Origin of the sequence: Chryseobacterium sp. CFS2, from assembly GCF_036543225.1 — a bacterium.
Classification (GTDB): domain Bacteria; phylum Bacteroidota; class Bacteroidia; order Flavobacteriales; family Weeksellaceae; genus Chryseobacterium; species Chryseobacterium culicis_A.
Genome location: NZ_JAZHQU010000004.1, coordinates 57,438 through 75,434 on the forward strand (window position 1 = coordinate 57,438; position 17,997 = coordinate 75,434).

Consider the following 17,997-nt stretch of genomic DNA (forward strand, 5'->3'; position numbering starts at 1 on the left):
TCTCATGGGGGTCAAATTTCAGTCTGTTAACTGAGCCTTATTCTGCTTAAAAAAATATTGTATTTCAACAGATGATTATCCCTAAATCAAATAGCTGTTTTTATGAGTTCAGCATTTTTTGGATGGTAAATAATCGAATAGGTTGATTGAGTGTCTCAAAGTATAAAGTTCCCCAAAAAAACATATGCTTTCCTGATGAGAAAGATCAGCTTTTTTGCATCCGGCTGTTTACAGAAAATATGAATCTGCATCATTAGGAAATGATTTTGTCTTTTACTGCAAAGACAGAATAGAGCGGCCTTATCATTCGAAAAATAGGAGCTCTTCTTTCTAATTTTGACCCAATAATTTAAAAAACATTAATCATATGAACATTAAAAATCTTTTCAGTAAGCGCAATGAAATCATTGGCGGCCATTTTAATGAGCTACGGTCAAAATTGGGTGTGGCAGACCAAAATGAAGAAGCTATTTTCTCTTTAAGGGAAGAAATTTGTAATGCATGTCCTTTAAAAAACGGCAACAATTGTAACGCAATGAAATGGCTCAATCCAGAGACCCTGGAAGTGATAGATGGTCCAAAAGACGGATTTGTCAGAGGCTGTGGATGCAGACTGAGTGCCAAGCAGAGATCTAAACTCAGCCTTTGTCCTGCAAGTTTCTGGGGTGGAGAGTTCGACAAAAAGTAACGGTCTGACGATTCCCAATATTGTATCATTTAAACCTCTTTAATGTGAAGCAAAATCATATCATTCAGAAAGTTTTTCTTGAAATTACTGTCAACAACAAAGAAAAGGCATTGCGTATAAAAGATGATATCAACAGCTTTTTATCTATTGATGTTTTTCCGGAAATAGAAAAGCATATCAGGGCTTTAGAATATAAGTTGGCTGGTCATACGTTGCAGATTCCCCGTTTAGAATTAAATGTGGAGGTAAAAAGCAGCGCATTAAATATGGAGTTAAAAGATCAGATAGCTGAACTCTTTAAAGATGAACTGTCAGAAATTACTCAACCCACTGAAACTTCTCATCAGGAAACAGAAAATAATACTAAAGCCTATCTGGTAGACAATCAGGAAAAGATGCTCAAAGCATTGATCTATTTTTTAGAAAAAGGAGCTATGCCCTGGTGGAATTCTGAGAGCAATACTATGGCTATATTGGAACCAAAGGTTTTTAACCTTCTAATTTCGGCCAATAATTTTCAAAAGAACATAGTATCTGTTTTGTCAAAAGAAAATGTCCGAAACCGGCTTATCAATCAGCTTTCCAATGAACAAATTGCCCAATTATGCCTGGCAATTTTGAAAAATAAGGAGTTGAAGATCAACCTGGAAACGGATACAATACATCATCTATCGAAACTGAATCATACGGATAGAATTGCCATCTGGCGTTTGATCTTCAATGTAATATCAGAGTATTTGACTACATCCAATCCTCATCTCCGGGAGTATCTTTTACGGGAAATTTCAACAATAGAACAGATGGGCTTATCACAAACAAAAAGCAATCATCAGAACAGGAAAACAGTAGTTAAGATATTCCCTTTTATTACAGAAAATGAAATTTCTGAAAGCTTCAAAACAGATGTAGCAGATCAACCTGAAAATGTAATAACTTCACAAGAAACCATTCAGAAAAAAAATGCTGAAATTCAGGAAGATACCAATCAGAACGAGGGACAATATATTCAAAATGCAGGGCTTATTTTGATCCATCCATTCATCAAAACTCTATTTGAACACTGTGAGCTTCTTGATCCAAAAACCCAGCAGCTTACTGATCCGGAATTGTGCGCTCATCTCTTACATTATATCGCCACCGGAAAAATAAATGCTCCTGAATACGACATGATTTTTGAAAAATTCCTGTGTAATATCCCAATGCATCAAACGATTAACAGGCATATTAAACTTTCACGTAAGCATAAAAAACAGGCTAAAAATGTAATAGAGAGTGTACAGCACAACTGGGCTCCCATGAAAAAATCATCTGCTGCCTTATTGCAAAACGAGTTTTTCCAGCGACCAGGGAAATTAGTCATCACCGACTCTGATTACACCCTTACCGTAGAACGAAAAACACAGGATATTCTCCTTGAAAAACTCTCGTGGGGAATTGGTCTCGTAAAACTCCCCTGGCAGAAAAAATTCATATTCGTAAACTGGTAATAACAGGTTACATTTTCTAAATACTCTGAAGCTTTCCAATCTCTGAAGTTGCTGATTTTACATCAGCAATACCCTCACTGCAACCCTATTAATTCAAAATAAGATTATGAAATCTCCTATTAACCATGAACCCTCATCATTAATAAAAACACCTATTAATGAAAAAACAGAAATAATCAATCCCTTACTCCATTCCAATACTGTAAATCATAACTCTTTAAATGAAGAAATGAAATGGCTGCAATCACTTATTGAAAAGCGATGCAAAGAGTTATTTCTGGAAGAGGGTATAGAATTGAATGGGGATTATGAAATACCTGAACCTCCAAAATCAGATGACCAATCTCCTTATTCCATTACCATAAACACCCACCAGCTTACTGTTCTGGACAGAATCATCTTAGCGCTGGGCATTGCTTCGGCTCATTATCCGTCTATCCTGAAAACCTTTGTCCAGATAGAAGAAAGCAGCAATGCATTTGCTATTGAAGCAGGTGGTGAATATGATAAAATCAGCCGCAGCTTTAAACCGACTTTTCAAACTGCACTTTTTTTGCTGGCAGGTAAAGATTTATCACTGTGGTCAAAGTATGGTGCCCAGCTCATCAATGGCAGTGTATTGTTGAAAAATGATCTTATTTACAACCGTTCTTCAACAGAATTTATTCATGGAAAAATTGAACTGGATACCGCTTATCTCAATTATTTTTTATCAGGGCAGAAACCACAGCTGGATCATGGTTCTTACTTTCCGGGCAGGCTTTACAAATCTGATCTCACCATGGAAGATATTATTCTGGAAGATAATGTGCGAGATCAGATAAAACCTATTGGACATTATATAAAAGCATTGGAAAACGGCTTTTTCAAAACCGATGAGCATAGCTTTAAACCAGGCTTCATTGCTTTATTCTACGGTGCACCGGGAACAGGGAAAACGATGCTTGCCGGAATTCTTGCTAATTCGTATGGTATTGATATGTACCATGTAGATCTTTCACAGGTAGTGAGCAAATACATTGGTGAAACTGAGAAAAATCTTGAAGTGTTATTCAACAGGCTGCAGGGGAAAAACTGTATGCTGTTTTTTGATGAAGCTGACGCTTTGTTTGGGAAACGTTCTGATGTAAAAGATGCTCATGACCGCTACGCCAACCAGGAGGTCTCCTATTTATTGCAGCGAATAGAAAAATTTGACGGATTAACAATTCTGGCTTCCAATTTTGAAAACAATATGGATGATGCTTTCAAACGCCGTATTGATGTATCTGTCAATGTAATACGCCCCACAGAAACAATCAGAAAAGCTCTTTGGGAGCATTATTTGCCTAAAAACATAGCTTTTGAGAGTAATGATCTTTTACAACATTTAACCAAAGAGTATACCTATACCGGTGCTAATATCAGAAACATTATGAAAAATGTAGCAATGGCATTACATGACCGTAATGAAACCCGTATTACCTATTCATTAATAAGCACTTATTTAATGATAGAAAACGAAAAGGCTTTCGGAAAAAACCAATCCCGCCTCAGCCCATTTGTACAAAAAACAGAATAACACCCTTAGCACGGCATAATAAAAACTCATCTAATAACCAATACCATGAGCAGACACAAAAAAACATTTGCCCCCAGGGCCGGCAGGTCCGATAAGCAAAATACCCATAGTAAAGAGGATAAAGATAAGCATGAGCAAATCACCGATCAGGACAGCAAAATATCCCTTGCAAAAACAGAATCTACCCAAATAACACACGACCCTTTTAAAAACAGAGCATTTAGAAAAGTAGAAAAAAATATATCTGTTATTCAATTATTTGACAAAGGGCAGCATGTTTCAGCACTTCATAACGCCCTTAATACATTAGGACATAAAACCTCTGAAAATAAGAATCTTTTCTGGAATGAAACAAAGACCGGGATCATCAATTTTCAACGTAAGAATAATATTAATACTTCCGGCACTCTTAATAGGGAAACCTTGCTGAAAATGAATGAAGCATTGAATGTCTTAAACAGTCGGAAAGAAGTTGGGCTTCCTGTTTCTGAACGTGCGAAAATGCTGTACGAAGCTTTTGAACACAGAACACTAGGGATTTTTGGAGGAACTGATGAAGATAAAGTCTTCAGGGCTTTAGAAAAACTTTCCTATGAAGAAAGATACGAGCTTATTCAATATTATGACGCAACATACAAACCTAAAAGAAAAGTAGGGTTAGTACAGGATTTATATGAAGAATTAGGCAACAAAGACTTATTTAAAGCGATACGGCTATTATATGCAAACTATGAAGAGCCACAACCAGCACTGGAGCCAGAGCCACCACACCCCGAAGGTGAGCTGTTGCAGGAAGTTGTTGTCACAGGTAAAGGATCATGGATTAAGCCAAAGACAAAGTATGCCATAGAAGGACAACCTATAGAGTTTGATTGTATCTATCAATATGAAACACCTGTTATTAGCGCCAAAGGAAGCAACCCTAAAATGCCGGAAGTTGTCCGGAAAGTATTGATCCAGAATGACGGCAGAGTATACAACTTGTTTGAATACCCTTTTAGAAAGGATACTAAAACATTCGGACAGGATGGAACTGCAATCAGTCAATTTTCTATTAACACCCATAAATCAGGGAACTATACATTTATATTCATCATAGAAAATACCATAACAAAGGAATTCAGGGCTTTAACCAAAGAATATCAGGTTAAGACCCTTGAAGAGGCGGCAGCTGGTGATTTAAAAAAGAATAAAATCCAAAATTATTCAGATTTCAGACAGCAGGTAGCCTTTATTGAGTTCAATCTTTCAAAAGGAGCAGCTGAAGAGCAAAAAAGCAATCCAAATTTCTTTATTAAATCCGAATCTAAAAACCCTGAAGAAGCTGGAAATGTTTATCCTAACCATATTCCACATTTGTATTATTCAATTAAAGGGCAACCCATTCCTAAAGATCATCATTATTTCTGGTTTGCAGAAATCAATACTCCAAAAGAAATGGGAGTAGAATATGCTAAAAATGCCAATGTCTTCGGTTATAAAAGAGGAGAATACTTTGGGCGGGATGGCTGGAATATGAATTCGGCGCAGGCAACAGCTACTTTTGTGGGCTCACTTACAGGAGTCTTTATAATCCATTGTCTGGTATTAGACAAAAATAATAATCCAACAGGCCAGGAAGCATCTTACCGACAGGTTATCTTACCAAAAGATGATTATCAGGCTCTAAAAAACGTACAAGAATATAAGAAAAATATTGATAAAAGCTTTAATACGATTGCTCCCAAAACAGCATTAGCCATTAATGCCGTAGCCATCAACGAGGAAACAACAGAAACCTTGTCACTCAATGTATTTATAGGAAAAAGCAAAAAAAATCCAGCCAATTATGTACTCACAGATCTTACTCCAGGCGTACAACATCAGCATACTTATGAAGGGAATAATTTAAAAGATTTATTTGAAGAATTTGACAGCAAAAACACCTATCCGAATGGTATTCTGGCTTATGAAATTCCGTCTAATACATTCGGTTATCCTACCCTAAAAGGTAATTTCAGTACTAATGGAGCATCGCTTTGGGAATCACTTTCCACCGGAGCCGGGTGGGCTTCTTTAGGTTTCGCAGTTGCAGGACTGGTAGCCACATTTACACCGGCAGCACCTATTGCTCCTTACTTATTTATAGCTGCAGGGGCCACAGGTGTCACTTCCGGAGCCTCCAGCATTATTGATAAAGTACAAAAAGGAACATTGACCAACGAAACCCTTACTTTGGATGTCATTATGATAGCTTCCAGCTTTTTAGGGATGGCAGGCTCATTATCCAGCATCGCTAAGGCATCCTCTATTATAAAAATATCATCAACAGGGATGCAGTATATCATTCTAACTGATTTTGCCCTTAATGGTACTGCTGCTGTGATGATTACAGCTGATGGTTTAGAAAGTATACAGGATATCCATGATAATAAAAACTTAACAACAGCAGAAAAAATAGATGCTATCGTTAAAATTTTAGGACAATTGACATTAACTGCAGGATTGGTGATGCTAAGCAGTAAAAACTTAAAAGGAGCAGAATTAGAGAAACTGCCAAAGATAAAAAGACAAACATCGAAGCAAACCTCAAAAAAACCTTACAACCCGGAGCAGCATAGCGAATTTATTGATACGCCAGAAAATTTAATGGGCGGAAAACTACCTAAAAACACAGTCAGCAATAAACCAGCAGTACACGCTCTGGAGAATACTTATAAACAACCCGATTTTAATAAGTTCCTAAAATCCGTTGAAACTGGTTTTCCATCTGATGAAATAGCAAAACAGGCTTATGATTTATTTAAAAATAAAAACTGGAAACAATTAGAAAAATTGTTTACGGATAAAAATCTCAATGGAAACTGGCCTCCAAACCGTGGAGCAACAAGCACCCTGGAGGTTACCTTAAAAGAAGGAAGCGTTTTTGACAGATATGGCGGATGGATCGATGAAAACGGAGTTTTCCAGGACAGAGGAACCTTTGCAGGAAAAGATGGCACTCCTTACACAGACAGAGCTTTACCTAAAGGAACAGATAGTAAAACTTATACAAGGTATAAAGTATTGAAAGATATCAACCAAGTCAGTGAAGGAGAAATCATCCCTTGGTTTGGAGAAAAAGGTGGTGGTATTCAGTATGAACTGCCGGCATCTATCAATGATTTAATAAAAGAAGGATATATAAAACCTATCGGTAAAACATCAAAAAATACTAATTTAGCTAAAGCAAGATCCATTAAAGGGAAAAAAATTAGAAATAATAAAAATGAGGAAGAAAATTTAGTAAAAGACGATAAAACTACCATCGTAAGCAAAGCTGCAATAGATGAAATAGATGCCATTATTGAATTAAGAAAAAAACAAGCTATTGAGTTTTATCTTAAACATAATCCTGATATGAAAATGAGAGATATTGAATCTCATATTGCAGGGATTGATTTTAGCAGCCCAATCGAAATCGTTAAACTGTCAAAAGGAACAGAATTAATACAATACACAAAGGTAAATACGGAAGGAACGGTATTAAGAGGAGACTATTATACTGATAATCCGCTCAATACACCGAATGAACTTGGAGTTTCAGATAAATATAATGTCAGAGATCCTAATAATGGCTGGAAACAAACGCAAGAGCTAAGAAATGTTAATAAAGAAATAACTAAATTACCAAAAGATGCAGAAGGCCTAAGGAGTACTTCAGCTAAAATTGATGACACATGGTCAAGAATTGACTCAGAAGGCAACCCTATCTCAGTTCATACAGAAGGTGGTGGAAGCCAGCTATATATACCAAAAACTCAATTTAATTAAACAAAATAGATAAATGTATACAGATTTAGAAGACAAGTTAACGAAAAATTATTATCGTGAAATAGTTGGAAAAGCCTTATTGCAGGCAAAAGAAGAATACGAAAGATCTCCTGATAATCCAATGAATGTTTCTTTTTATAATCAATTACTGGATATAAAAAAAACAGTCATTGACAATAATGAAGTTTATACAAAAGACGAAGCTTATCAAAAATATCCAATGGCAGTAATGATAGCAAGAAATTTTGTTGCAGAAGAAGCCAATACAGATTATGCCAATATGCTGAAAGATATCGTCTGGGGAATATCACTATATCCGACTATGATTGAAGGGTAAAAAATTGATCTAAAAAACTCAAAACATGTTAGATAAGCTTTTTAAAACAAAGTTTATCATTAAGAATGTATTAAACTTATAACTAATCGGATATGATTAAAAAAAACGAAATAACCAGGCAAAAATTATTTGATGGCGATGAACAGGAATGTTTAAAAGAAATTTTTGAAATTGAAAATCAGAAAATCAAACTGATTGATTTTTACAACAGTCCCTTAAGAGACTTAAAAAAAGAAATAGATAGTGAAAGTTTTGAAACCATCGTCAGAGAAAGTGAATTGAATGTAAAAAACACTTTCATTGAAAAATATGTATCTGAAGAGGGATTAGAAGTTCATTATCTGAAAAAGAATGATGTGATCTACCTGTTTTCCTATGGAGAATTTCAGCCCGGAAGGTATATGCTATTTTTAGAAGGCATTTATCATTAAACAAAAAATACAATCAGAGCAGATTATTTCTGCTCTGATTTCTTATCTGAAAACCCCATCAATATTACAATAAATTAGTTTTATCAATCCGCACCAAAGCTTGCTATTTGCACTTTCCTTTGTCTTATTGAATTTATGTTTTTGAAATTGAAGGTACATTTACGTCCTATCTTTGCTGCGTTTTCTGGATTATATTGAGTAGATATTTTTACTGCCCGTTTTCATCTTCCTTTTCTCTTCAAGACTACAAACTCATACAGTCGCCACAATTTTAATTTCGACAAGCTGTTCAGGTAATGCAAGCCCGCTTACTCCAACCATTGTGCTGGCAACAGCTTTAGGGTTATCGTAAAATTCTGCTTTGAAATTTTTTCTCGCCTCAAAGGCCGTCGTCATATCCATTGCATAGATAACTTCTTCCACCACATTTTCCATCGTCATATCATATCTTGACAATAGTTCTTTGATATTTGCATACGTTTGTTTCATTTGTGCTTCCATTCCTTTTGCCAATTCGCCTTTCTTGTTGTGACCCAACTGACCGGAAATCCAAACCGTATTTCCTTTTTTTACCGCCTGTGCGTATCCGTAGATATCTTCCCAAGGCATTCCAAAGCCTTCTGCTGTTTTGTTTTCCTGTAACATTTTCTTATTGTTTAAATTAATAAAGCAAATATAGAACTGATAAAAACCTTAAAAATTGAACTGGTTTAATAAATGACTTTTTTTTTCATTCTAAATAAAAAGGTGATTTACACATTCTGTATAAACCACCCTAAGAACTCTTCGAATTTTTCGCTTTCACTTCAAGAAAGGGAAATTTTCTGCTTATTATTTTTGTTTTTCTTTAATAGCTAAACGTTTTCTGATTGTACTCACAAACTCTTTAGAAACTCCAAGATATGATGCAATATAATACTGCGCCACACGCTGCGGGATGGTAGGATAAACCCTGATAAATTCCAGATAACGGTCTGTCGCAGGTTGAGAAATTGTATTAATAAGGCGGTTTTGAAGGGTTACCACATAACGCTGCATCATCAGCCGGAATGCTCTTTCAAACTTGGGAACCTTTTGCAGTAATTCTTCCTTGGTTTCCGGATTCAAAATATAAATTTCGGTATCTTCCAGGGCTTCTATAAAAATCTTCGAAGGGGTTTTACTATTAAAAGAATCAATATCCGTAATCCACCAATCTTCAACAGCAAACAGAAGGGTCACTTCAAAACCGTTTTCATCAAGATAATAAGTTCGTGTACAACCCTGCTTTATAAAACCTTCAAACTGACAAATTTCTCCTTCGCGCAGAAGGTGTGTTTTCTTCGGGTACTTCTGAAGTGTTAACAAACCTTCATAAATCTTTTCCTCTTCCTGTGTTAAAGTAACAAATCTTGAGATGTTTTTGATAATATTTTGAAACATAAATTTATTTTACCGCTGCAAATTAGAAAAAAGTGTGTAAACTTCAATCTCCGGAAGCCCGCTTCCACAGCTGTAATGAACAATTATCTTTAAATTTTGATTTAGATTTTTACCATTTTTTTAATCTCATTTTCAAATTTCTCATCCCATATTGAACCCAATAAAATAATATCTGCTTCATTTTCTTTAACATATCGAGGAAAACTCTTTCATCATCCTGGATTTCCACTTTCCAACCTCCATTATTTTCGATGATTTTTTTATAATTTCATGTTTTTTTATAAATCATAAAAAATTAGGCGGATGGGTGAGTTTGGAAGAGAAAGTAAGATTGAAATAGCTATCAGAATAAAAAAAATTTAGCAAAATGTACGAAATTAAACTAGATTAATTTCTACCTGCTTTATCCACCATACATTTGCTGAAGAAATAAGAAAACAAAAACTTATCAAATAAATTAACCAAACATTAAAAATTCAAAACAATGAGCACATTACAATTAAAAGACGGAACAGAAATTTTTTATAAAGATCAGGGAGAAGGACCTGTATTAATGTTTCACCACGGATGGCCATTATCATCGGACGATTGGGATGCACAGGTAATTTTCTTCCTTCAGAGAGGTTACAGAGTGATTTCTCACGACAGAAGAGGCCATGGGCATTCCAGCCAGAATATTTACAATCACACCATCGAGCAATATGCTTCTGACGCTGCAGAATTGGTTGAATTCCTTGACTTGAAAGATGTTGTTCACATTGGTCACTCTACAGGAGGTGGTGAAGTGATCCGTTACGTTAACAAATATTCTAACGGAAGAGCAAAAAAAGCAGTTTTAATCAGCGCCGTTCCACCGGTAATGGTAAAAAGTGAAAACAATCCTGACGGTGTTCCTATGGAAGTTTTTGATGGAATCAGAGAACAGACTTTGAATAACAGAAACCAGTTTTATTTTGATTTGACTTTCCCTTTCTACGGATACAACCGAGAAGGCGCCAATGTAAAAGACGGAGTACAAAGAAACTGGTGGAGACAAGGAATGATGGGTGGAATTGTGGCACATTATGACGGGATCAAAGCATTTTCCGAGACTGACTTTACTGAAGATTTAAAAGCTGTGGATATTCCTGTTTTGGTTCTTCACGGAGAAGATGACCAAATTGTTCCCATTGAAAACTCCGCCATTAAATCTGCAAAACTATTGAAAAACGGAAAACTGATTACGTACCCAGGTTTCCCTCACGGAATGCCTACTACGGAGCACGAAACCATTAATAAAGATCTTTTGGAGTTTATTGAAGCTTAATAAACAAATAATATAAAAAAAAAGGGAATCGAAAATGATTCCCTTTTTTTATACAAGACAAAATGATTTATTTAATCTCTACAGGAACTGAGATTTTATCCCAATCCATTGTAAATCCATTATTGTTTACTTTATACACTAAAGCTTCCTGTGTTGCTGGTAAAGCTTTTGTTTTTACATCCACACGTAAAGCATCTTTAGCTTGTTCGTATTTATAAGCGCCCCATTGTTTTGGCTCTTTGTTAAAAATTGCAGTCCAGGTTCCGCTTTGTTTAGGGATTAAGAAAAAGCTGTATTTACCTGCAGGCAGTTTTTTACCCTGAACGGTAATGTCTTTATCTGTTTCGAAAGTAGTAGCTTCATTGGCACCCGCACGCCAAACTTTATCATAAGCTTCTAATCCGCCCCAGATGGTACGCCCTTTTACAGAAGGACTGCTATAGGCAATTGTAATGTTTGCATCTTTAATTTTTCCCGTAGCAGTAGCCGGAGGACTGGCAGGTTTTTTAGTTTCCTGTGCAAAAGCGTTTACTGAAAGCGTCACTGCTGCAAAAAGTACTGTAGCAGATTTAATCATTGTTTTCATAATATTTTATTTGTTTGTTTTTATTATTATTTGCTTACGAATTTACTGTTTTCTGCTTATAAAACAGCAATCCGATTGCTGAAAATATAATCACCGCTGCTGCCCCGATTACATTAAGCCAAAGGAAAGAAACAATATCAAACTGATAAATGGCGATGACCGTAATTTCTGATAAAATGGCAGCAATAAATACATTCGGCCCGTCAATTTTTTTATAGTAAAATGCGACCAGAAAAATCCCCAATATCGGTCCGTAAAAAAGGGAACCCAATACATTAACCGCTTCAATAAGAGAACCCATTTGCGTGGCAAACATGGCTACACCGATAGAAAAAACACCCCAGGCTAAAGTATGCAGTCGGCTGTACTTCAATTCGGTGGCATCATCAGGAATATCTTTTCTAAATATCAAATGAACATCTTTTAATGAGCAGGCAGCAAGGGAATTCAGTGCAGCTGAAATGGAACCCCAGCTGGCCAGAAAAATGACAGCAAACAGTAAACCGATCATTCCTACAGGCAAGGTATTTTTCACGAAATACAGGAAAATGTAATTCGTATCCGTTTTCTCCGCATTATAGTTTGAATGATTGATCGCTTCCTCTACCCTGCCGTGAAGTTCTTTTACCTGGGTTTGAGTATTTTTAAAATCCTGAATCGTTTTTTTGAGTTGGGGAGATTGAGTTTCTTTCAGCTTTAGAATTTCTTTCGATTCTGCATTAAATTTTATTTGTAAATCCTGATGTTCTTTTTCAAAAACGGCAGCCTGTTCAGGTTTTGTTTCCTTTAAATATTGGTAAGAGCGTTCGTTAAAATAAATCGGAGCCGGTTTTAGAGAAAAGAATGCGAAAAGCAAAGCACCAATCAGAAGAATAGCAAATTGCATAGGGATTTTAACCAATCCGTTCAACAGCAAGCCCATTTTTGCGTTGGTATTGTCTTTCGCAGTAATATACCTCCCAACCTGGCTCTGGTCTGTACCAAAATAAGAAAGTGCCAGAAAGAAACCACCAATAAGCCCGCTCCAGATATTGTATTTATCTTTCCAATCGAATTCTGTAGTGATGACATTGAGCTTTCCGGATTTCCCTGCCAGATAAAGTGCATCCTTAAAACCAATTCCATTCGGCATATTTTGAATAAGCAAATAACCTGCAAAGGCCATTGTTCCCAGAATAATAAGAAACTGTAATTTTTGGGTGTGAGCAATTGCTTTTGCTCCGCCAACATAGGTATAAATCAACAGAATACCACCTGTCAGAACATTGGTTAAATAAATATTCCAGTCTAAAACACTTGATAAGATGATACTTGGAGCATAAATGCTGATTCCTGTGGATAAGCCTCTGGAAAAGAGAAAAAGCAGGGAGGTGAGTACCCTTGTTTTTTTATCAAAACGGTTTTCTAAATATTCGTAGGCGGTGTAAACATTTAAGCGTTGAAAAATCGGGATGAAAGTAATGCAGATCACAATCATCGCCAAAGGCAAACCAAAGTAATACTGCACGAAACGCATACCGTCTGTATACGCCTGGCCCGGTGCTGAAAGAAATGTAATGGCACTTGCCTGCGTGGCCATAATCCCTAAAAGGACAATGTACCAGGGCATTTTATTATCTGCTTTCAGGTAGGATGCGTTGCTTTTTTGCCCACGACCGATAAATACGCCGTAAACTACCACTGCAACAAGGGTAAAAATAAGAACTGTCCAATCTATATTACTCATGCCCAGAATTTAGTAAACCCATAATAAAATACGATCTGTACTACTAATGCAACGGCTAATAGTATGTACCAGATATTCCAGTTTTTAAGTTGTTTGTTCATCAGTTTTTCTGTGCAGATAAAAAGTTTAAAAATAAACGTGCCGCTCCAACATTTCCCGCAGGCAGCTGTCTGAAAAATGCCAATGGGGTATAAATAAAATTACCCTTTCCATATTTGGCATATAAAGTTGATCCCTGCAGAGGCTCTTCATCTGTATCGTGCATTTCAAAAAGCGGTTCATACGCGGCATCCCATTGAGCAGGGAAATAAGCGCCACGTTCCTGTACCCAGCCTTTAAAATCATCCACCGTAATTTTGTTCGGAAAGTTCAGTAATTTATGATTGGGATTTAACAACGTAACCTTGGCATTTTCTTCAGTAACCCGTTTATTGGCAATACTGAAATTATACATTCCCAATTTGTCAACGGTGGTATCCTGGTTAGTATTATACTGCATCATCAAATTGCCTCCACCTTTTACATAAGACCATAAAAAAGGCATCCATCGCCCCAGCTTTTTCTCAGTGTTATTGGCACGAATACCCAGTACGATGGCATCATATTGAGACAGCTTGCTTTGACTACCGTTTTTGCCGGATTCATCTATGTTTCCATAAAAATCTTCATCCTTCAGTACATCTACCTGAATCCCTGCAATGCGTAGGAACTCCGGAATGAAATCGCCCGCACCTTCTATGTAACCCACTTTTTTAACATTCGCCTGAATATCACTTTTCATTACAGTTACAGTGGCAGGCGCAAAATATTGTAAGGAAGGTAAATGCGGGTACTGAATTAATACCTGTTTTTTATTATATGTTACTCCATCTGCAACAAAATTGGCATCCAATAGCAAACGAGCCGAATGTATTGCGGCAAGCTTAGCTTTTGGAATAACATAATCGATGGTAGTATCTTTTCCATTGAGCGAACTTACCTCAGCACTGCCTAACCGCTCTCCGTTATACATCAGGTTGAGAATACCGTTACTGTACTGTTTGTTAGAATTAATTTTAACATTTAAACTCAAGGGTAAATCTTCATTTTCTTTAACCCAATAAAGAGGTTGCGTAAATTTCAGTTCCAATGCGGGAACAATGCGCAAGGCTTCAACCACATCACCAAGCACAGGATCTAATTTCTTGAACGATAAAGGAAGTTTGACCTGAAACTTTTCTGAACCGATTTTTACATCAAGCAAAACATTCAGTGGTGATTCTGCCTCTGGCAAACCGACTAAAGTATCATTGGGAACAGAGAACGTTGCCGCATTCACCGCTGGCTTTGCCAACCAGTAAGGTTCTGTGAGCGCTGCATCTGCAGGAATCTGAATATCATGCTGAATGGTAATCAAAGAATCTTTTGATAGTTTTCTGTTGAAGCTTTCTGATTGAGTTAACCATTTAATATTTTCTAAAACAACAGGGTTTGTAGCTCTTGAGATCAAATTTAACCTGAAGTTGTAATGATCTCCGGCAACTGCTTCAGCCTGGTTGGTAACCACCTCACCCATAAATCCGGCACAGCTTAAAATAATATTGTCGAGAGATTTCATTTTATCCTTTTTCAGGTCTCCATCTTTTAATGCCATCACCTTTTTTCGCAAAGCAAGCAAAGCAGGTAAGCTGAGGTCTGGACTATTGAAATTGAAAGCGGAAATAATTGCATCTAATGATTGGTCAATATCAGCATTTCCTTGTGAAGTCCAGGTTTTAACAACTCCATCGAAAAGTGTTGTTTTTGCCGGTTCACCGATAACATGGGAAAAATATTCTGTTCTGATTCCGGCTACAGACTGTGTTCCGGCCCCCTGGCTTTTATGTAAACTTCTGCTTAATCCGGCCAATTCACCATAGCCCATTCCCAGTTGTGCATCATATTGCCCAACGGTAACTTTCAGTTGATTTTCTGCGGTTGTATTCACCCCGCCAAAGCGAAAAGTATTCCACAATACGCGTTTTGGCTGCCATGCATTAACATATTTCAGTTGATCCGGGAAAGCCGTCTTATCGCCTGCAAGCTTAAAAGCTTTTTCCGCAACCACAGCCGAAGCCGCGTGTTGTCCGTGTCCTGCCGCAGCAGTAGGAGGAAAACGACAGATGATAACATCAGGACGGAATTTACGGATTACCCAGACTACATCTGCTGTAATACTGTCGGCATCCCATTGTTTAAAAGTATCGGTCGTATTTTTAGAGAACCCGAAATCAATCGCACGGGTAAAAAACTGTTGGGCGCCGTCTAACTTTCTTGCCTCTAAAAGCTCATGTGTTCTGATTAAACCCAATGCAGCACCTTGTTCCGTTCCTAATAAATTCTGGCCACCATCTCCTCTGGTTAAAGACAAATAACCCGTTTCTACATTCTGGTCATTGATTAACCAGGAGAGTAATCCTGTATTCTCATCATCGGGATGAGCTGCAAGGTATAAAACTTTAGGAAGATGTTTCAGCGTTTTGATTTCACGGTAAATTTCAGATGATTTTGAAGGCCGAACCTGCTGAGCCGAACAAAAAACCGTATAAAAACCAAGGATACATACAGTAATTACTTTTTTGAACATGTGAATTTGCTTTGCGACGCAAATATAAGTAAATCATCGTTCTTTCAACATTAAAAGAAAAAGCGCATGCAAATTCCAAACATTCTATTATATTTTTCGTAAAATATTTACATAAAGTTGAAAAAATTAAAAATCAACGATGTCACTTTAATTGTCTTTAATGCTTATAATTAAATTGCAATACACTTGACCTACAAGATAATGATCTGATAAAAATTAAGCTTTGTAAAATAGATTATGTTCAAAATTATTTTTGATTAAAAAGATAAACGCAAAGTTCATTAATAATTCTGCTTTATTTTAAGTGAACAAAATGATGCAACTTTGTCGCTGATGAAGCAGCACGCTTATACCTACACTTCGGAAAATCAACGAAGTAGATTCAATCCTTTGCTTTCCTAAAATCAACAATTTCAAAAATGAAAGTTTTGCACCAGAAACTCATCATCAACATATTATTTTTTCGATTAAACCCCAATTAAATAATATGATTTGTATAAAAATAGAATTTGATATTAATAATTTTAACCCAGTATAAAATATCAAAATCAAACAAAATATTACCAATTAGTTAATTTTCATTAATTATAAAGCCAATGTTTTTTATTATCCATAAAAAAAAGTTATATTTGACATACAACATAAATCACCTTAATATGAAAACAAAATTTACACAATGCTGTGCTATCCTTATTTCAGGATTCTCATTTGCCCAAGTAGGGTTTAATACAACATCACCCAAAACAACAGTGGATGTATCTGCTAAAAGAGATACTTCAGGACTGATTACGGATAACACACAAACATTCGGATTACAGGCTCCGAGGCTTACAAGAGCTGAGCTTACAGCCAATACGGCTACCTATGGCAGCAATCAGAGTGGAGCATTAATTTATATTACAGATGTTACTGGCGGAGATGCTACAGGACAACGTGTGAACGTTACTGCGATGGGCTATTATTATTTTGATGGATCTGTATGGCAAAGACTTACACAAGCTACCAATGCTGTCGCTCCGGCAATTTCTGCATTACAATGTACTACAGCTTATTTAAATCCTTCTACTTATACTCCCGGTACTCCTTTCAGCGGGAATCTGAGAGTTACCTACAGCCAAGGAAACGGAGGTTCGTATAATTCAGGAGCTCCTTTTACCGTAAACGGATTAACCTTCCAGCTAAGACCCGGCACTCTGGAGTTTGGGGATGGCGAATTGGTATTCTCAGTGAGTGGAACTCCTACCACTGCTAATGATATGACTCTTTCCCTAAACAGTACAGCTGTTCCTTTCTTAACAGCAGCACAAAACTGTACCGCTACCGTAGGAAATACCAGTCGTGCAGACATTGCACCTGTTGCTGCAATGGGATATCCTACCCTAACAAGCGATCCCAACGGGAAACAAGCGTATACCTTCCCTCTTGCTACCCCGGATGGTAAGTATTCCATCAGGGTAATATTTGATACCACCAGTGGTACAACCGCCGCAATTCCTAACGTACAATTATATAACAATACAGGCGCTACCGTAAATCTATATTGGAATTATAATACCGAATATGGCGGCTATATTGGTTCAGCGGTAACCACCAACAATATTACTTCAGGAGTATGGGGCGGTATGGCAGATTCATCTGCGACCTGGTTTCCTCAGGGCACCGGAGCAATAGGAAACGCTTACTGGGGGAACGTAGGGATTATAGATGGAGCCAGCGGCGGACCTGAGCATAGAAGATATACCTGGATAGACAGTAATTCTTCTTCAAAAACCGCTTATACCGCAACCATTATGGCTGGAGCCCCTACTTCAGGCAGTGCCCAACCCAACCTTACTAAAATTTACATAAAGATAGAGCAGGTAAAAGCTCAATAATATAATGCCCCTGAATAAAGGGGCATTTCTTATTAAGGTACGAAGTTTACGGTATATATCGATGTAAAATGATAGTGATATTCGTACCACCTACTCTCCGAAGCCTCCTACCTTTGGAGCAATTTTAAAGGAAATAATCTTATACCCTTACTAGCTCAGGGGAATTATATTTGAAGTTATTT

13 protein-coding genes are annotated in these 17,997 nt (G+C 36.8%); 8 read left to right on the forward strand and 5 right to left on the reverse strand.

What is annotated here, in order from left to right:
- Positions 1 to 445: 445 nt before the first annotated feature.
- The 6 genes from ODR02_RS10250 to ODR02_RS10275 all read left to right on the forward strand — a co-directional run bounded on the left by ODR02_RS10250 (position 446) and on the right by ODR02_RS10275 (position 8,296).
- A complete protein-coding gene (locus ODR02_RS10250; protein ID WP_309512372.1) occupies positions 446 to 688 on the forward strand; it encodes a hypothetical protein in 243 nt (80 codons plus the stop codon).
- Between the two features lie 44 nt (positions 689 to 732).
- Positions 733 to 2,175: a contractile injection system tape measure protein gene (locus tag ODR02_RS10255; RefSeq protein ID WP_309512373.1), complete on the forward strand. Its 1,443-nt coding sequence runs from the start codon at positions 733 to 735 to the stop codon at positions 2,173 to 2,175.
- A gap of 106 nt (positions 2,176 to 2,281) precedes the next feature.
- Positions 2,282 to 3,736, forward strand: coding sequence for an ATP-binding protein (locus ODR02_RS10260; protein ID WP_309512374.1), 1,455 nt, complete (start codon positions 2,282 to 2,284; stop codon positions 3,734 to 3,736).
- 45 nt (positions 3,737 to 3,781) lie between these two features.
- Positions 3,782 to 7,528: a glycohydrolase toxin TNT-related protein gene (locus ODR02_RS10265; protein WP_309512375.1), complete on the forward strand. Its 3,747-nt coding sequence runs from the start codon at positions 3,782 to 3,784 to the stop codon at positions 7,526 to 7,528.
- A 13-nt stretch (positions 7,529 to 7,541) separates the two neighbouring features.
- Positions 7,542 to 7,865, forward strand: coding sequence for a hypothetical protein (locus ODR02_RS10270; RefSeq protein WP_105680752.1), 324 nt, complete (start codon positions 7,542 to 7,544; stop codon positions 7,863 to 7,865).
- A 92-nt stretch (positions 7,866 to 7,957) separates the two neighbouring features.
- Positions 7,958 to 8,296 carry a hypothetical protein gene (locus tag ODR02_RS10275; RefSeq protein WP_309512376.1) on the forward strand — a complete coding sequence of 113 codons (339 nt, stop codon included), beginning with the start codon at positions 7,958 to 7,960 and terminating at the stop codon, positions 8,294 to 8,296.
- Positions 8,297 to 8,548: 252 nt separating this feature from the next.
- Here the strand turns inward: ODR02_RS10275 and ODR02_RS10280 are convergent, their stop codons facing one another.
- Both ODR02_RS10280 and ODR02_RS10285 read right to left on the reverse strand, forming a co-directional pair.
- The gene (locus ODR02_RS10280) at positions 8,549 to 8,941 is read right to left on the reverse strand and encodes a Rid family hydrolase (protein WP_309512377.1); all 393 of its coding nucleotides are present in this window, start codon (positions 8,939 to 8,941) and stop codon (positions 8,549 to 8,551) included.
- 186 nt (positions 8,942 to 9,127) lie between these two features.
- On the reverse strand, positions 9,128 to 9,718 hold the full coding sequence (locus ODR02_RS10285) for a Crp/Fnr family transcriptional regulator (RefSeq protein WP_309512378.1): 591 nt from the start codon (positions 9,716 to 9,718) through the stop codon (positions 9,128 to 9,130).
- Positions 9,719 to 10,202: 484 nt separating this feature from the next.
- On the opposite strand from ODR02_RS10285, the gene ODR02_RS10290 reads away from it, so the two are divergent.
- The gene (locus tag ODR02_RS10290; RefSeq protein WP_309512379.1) at positions 10,203 to 11,024 is read left to right on the forward strand and encodes an alpha/beta fold hydrolase; all 822 of its coding nucleotides are present in this window, start codon (positions 10,203 to 10,205) and stop codon (positions 11,022 to 11,024) included.
- 67 nt (positions 11,025 to 11,091) lie between these two features.
- Here ODR02_RS10290 and ODR02_RS10295 read toward each other — a convergent pair whose 3' ends face one another.
- The 3 genes from ODR02_RS10295 to ODR02_RS10305 all read right to left on the reverse strand — a co-directional run bounded on the left by ODR02_RS10295 (position 11,092) and on the right by ODR02_RS10305 (position 15,941).
- Positions 11,092 to 11,610 carry a DUF2911 domain-containing protein gene (locus ODR02_RS10295; RefSeq protein ID WP_034697549.1) on the reverse strand — a complete coding sequence of 173 codons (519 nt, stop codon included), beginning with the start codon at positions 11,608 to 11,610 and terminating at the stop codon, positions 11,092 to 11,094.
- Positions 11,611 to 11,644: 34 nt separating this feature from the next.
- Positions 11,645 to 13,336 carry a sodium:solute symporter gene (locus ODR02_RS10300; RefSeq protein WP_209783839.1) on the reverse strand — a complete coding sequence of 564 codons (1,692 nt, stop codon included), beginning with the start codon at positions 13,334 to 13,336 and terminating at the stop codon, positions 11,645 to 11,647.
- Positions 13,337 to 13,436: 100 nt separating this feature from the next.
- Entirely contained in the window at positions 13,437 to 15,941 is a 2,505-nt protein-coding gene (locus ODR02_RS10305) for a PIG-L family deacetylase (protein WP_309512380.1), read from the reverse strand.
- A gap of 656 nt (positions 15,942 to 16,597) precedes the next feature.
- Here ODR02_RS10305 and ODR02_RS10310 point away from each other — a divergent pair.
- On the forward strand, positions 16,598 to 17,815 hold the full coding sequence (locus tag ODR02_RS10310; RefSeq protein WP_209783837.1) for a hypothetical protein: 1,218 nt from the start codon (positions 16,598 to 16,600) through the stop codon (positions 17,813 to 17,815).
- The last annotated feature ends 182 nt before the right edge of the window (positions 17,816 to 17,997 follow it).

Bases quoted from the DNA above. Each gene is read 5' to 3' on its own strand.
- ODR02_RS10260 (WP_309512374.1), top strand. From the start codon at position 2,282: ATGAAATCTCCTATTAACCATGAACCCTCATCATTAATAAAAACACCT.
- ODR02_RS10265 (WP_309512375.1), top strand. From the start codon at position 3,782: ATGAGCAGACACAAAAAAACATTTGCCCCCAGGGCCGGCAGGTCCGAT.
- ODR02_RS10270 (WP_105680752.1), top strand. From the start codon at position 7,542: ATGTATACAGATTTAGAAGACAAGTTAACGAAAAATTATTATCGTGAA.
- ODR02_RS10275 (WP_309512376.1), top strand. From the start codon at position 7,958: ATGATTAAAAAAAACGAAATAACCAGGCAAAAATTATTTGATGGCGAT.
- ODR02_RS10280 (WP_309512377.1), bottom strand. From the start codon at position 8,941: ATGTTACAGGAAAACAAAACAGCAGAAGGCTTTGGAATGCCTTGGGAA.
- ODR02_RS10285 (WP_309512378.1), bottom strand. From the start codon at position 9,718: ATGTTTCAAAATATTATCAAAAACATCTCAAGATTTGTTACTTTAACA.
- ODR02_RS10290 (WP_309512379.1), top strand. From the start codon at position 10,203: ATGAGCACATTACAATTAAAAGACGGAACAGAAATTTTTTATAAAGAT.
- ODR02_RS10295 (WP_034697549.1), bottom strand. From the start codon at position 11,610: ATGAAAACAATGATTAAATCTGCTACAGTACTTTTTGCAGCAGTGACG.
- ODR02_RS10300 (WP_209783839.1), bottom strand. From the start codon at position 13,336: ATGAGTAATATAGATTGGACAGTTCTTATTTTTACCCTTGTTGCAGTG.
- ODR02_RS10305 (WP_309512380.1), bottom strand. From the start codon at position 15,941: ATGTTCAAAAAAGTAATTACTGTATGTATCCTTGGTTTTTATACGGTT.
- ODR02_RS10310 (WP_209783837.1), top strand. From the start codon at position 16,598: ATGAAAACAAAATTTACACAATGCTGTGCTATCCTTATTTCAGGATTC.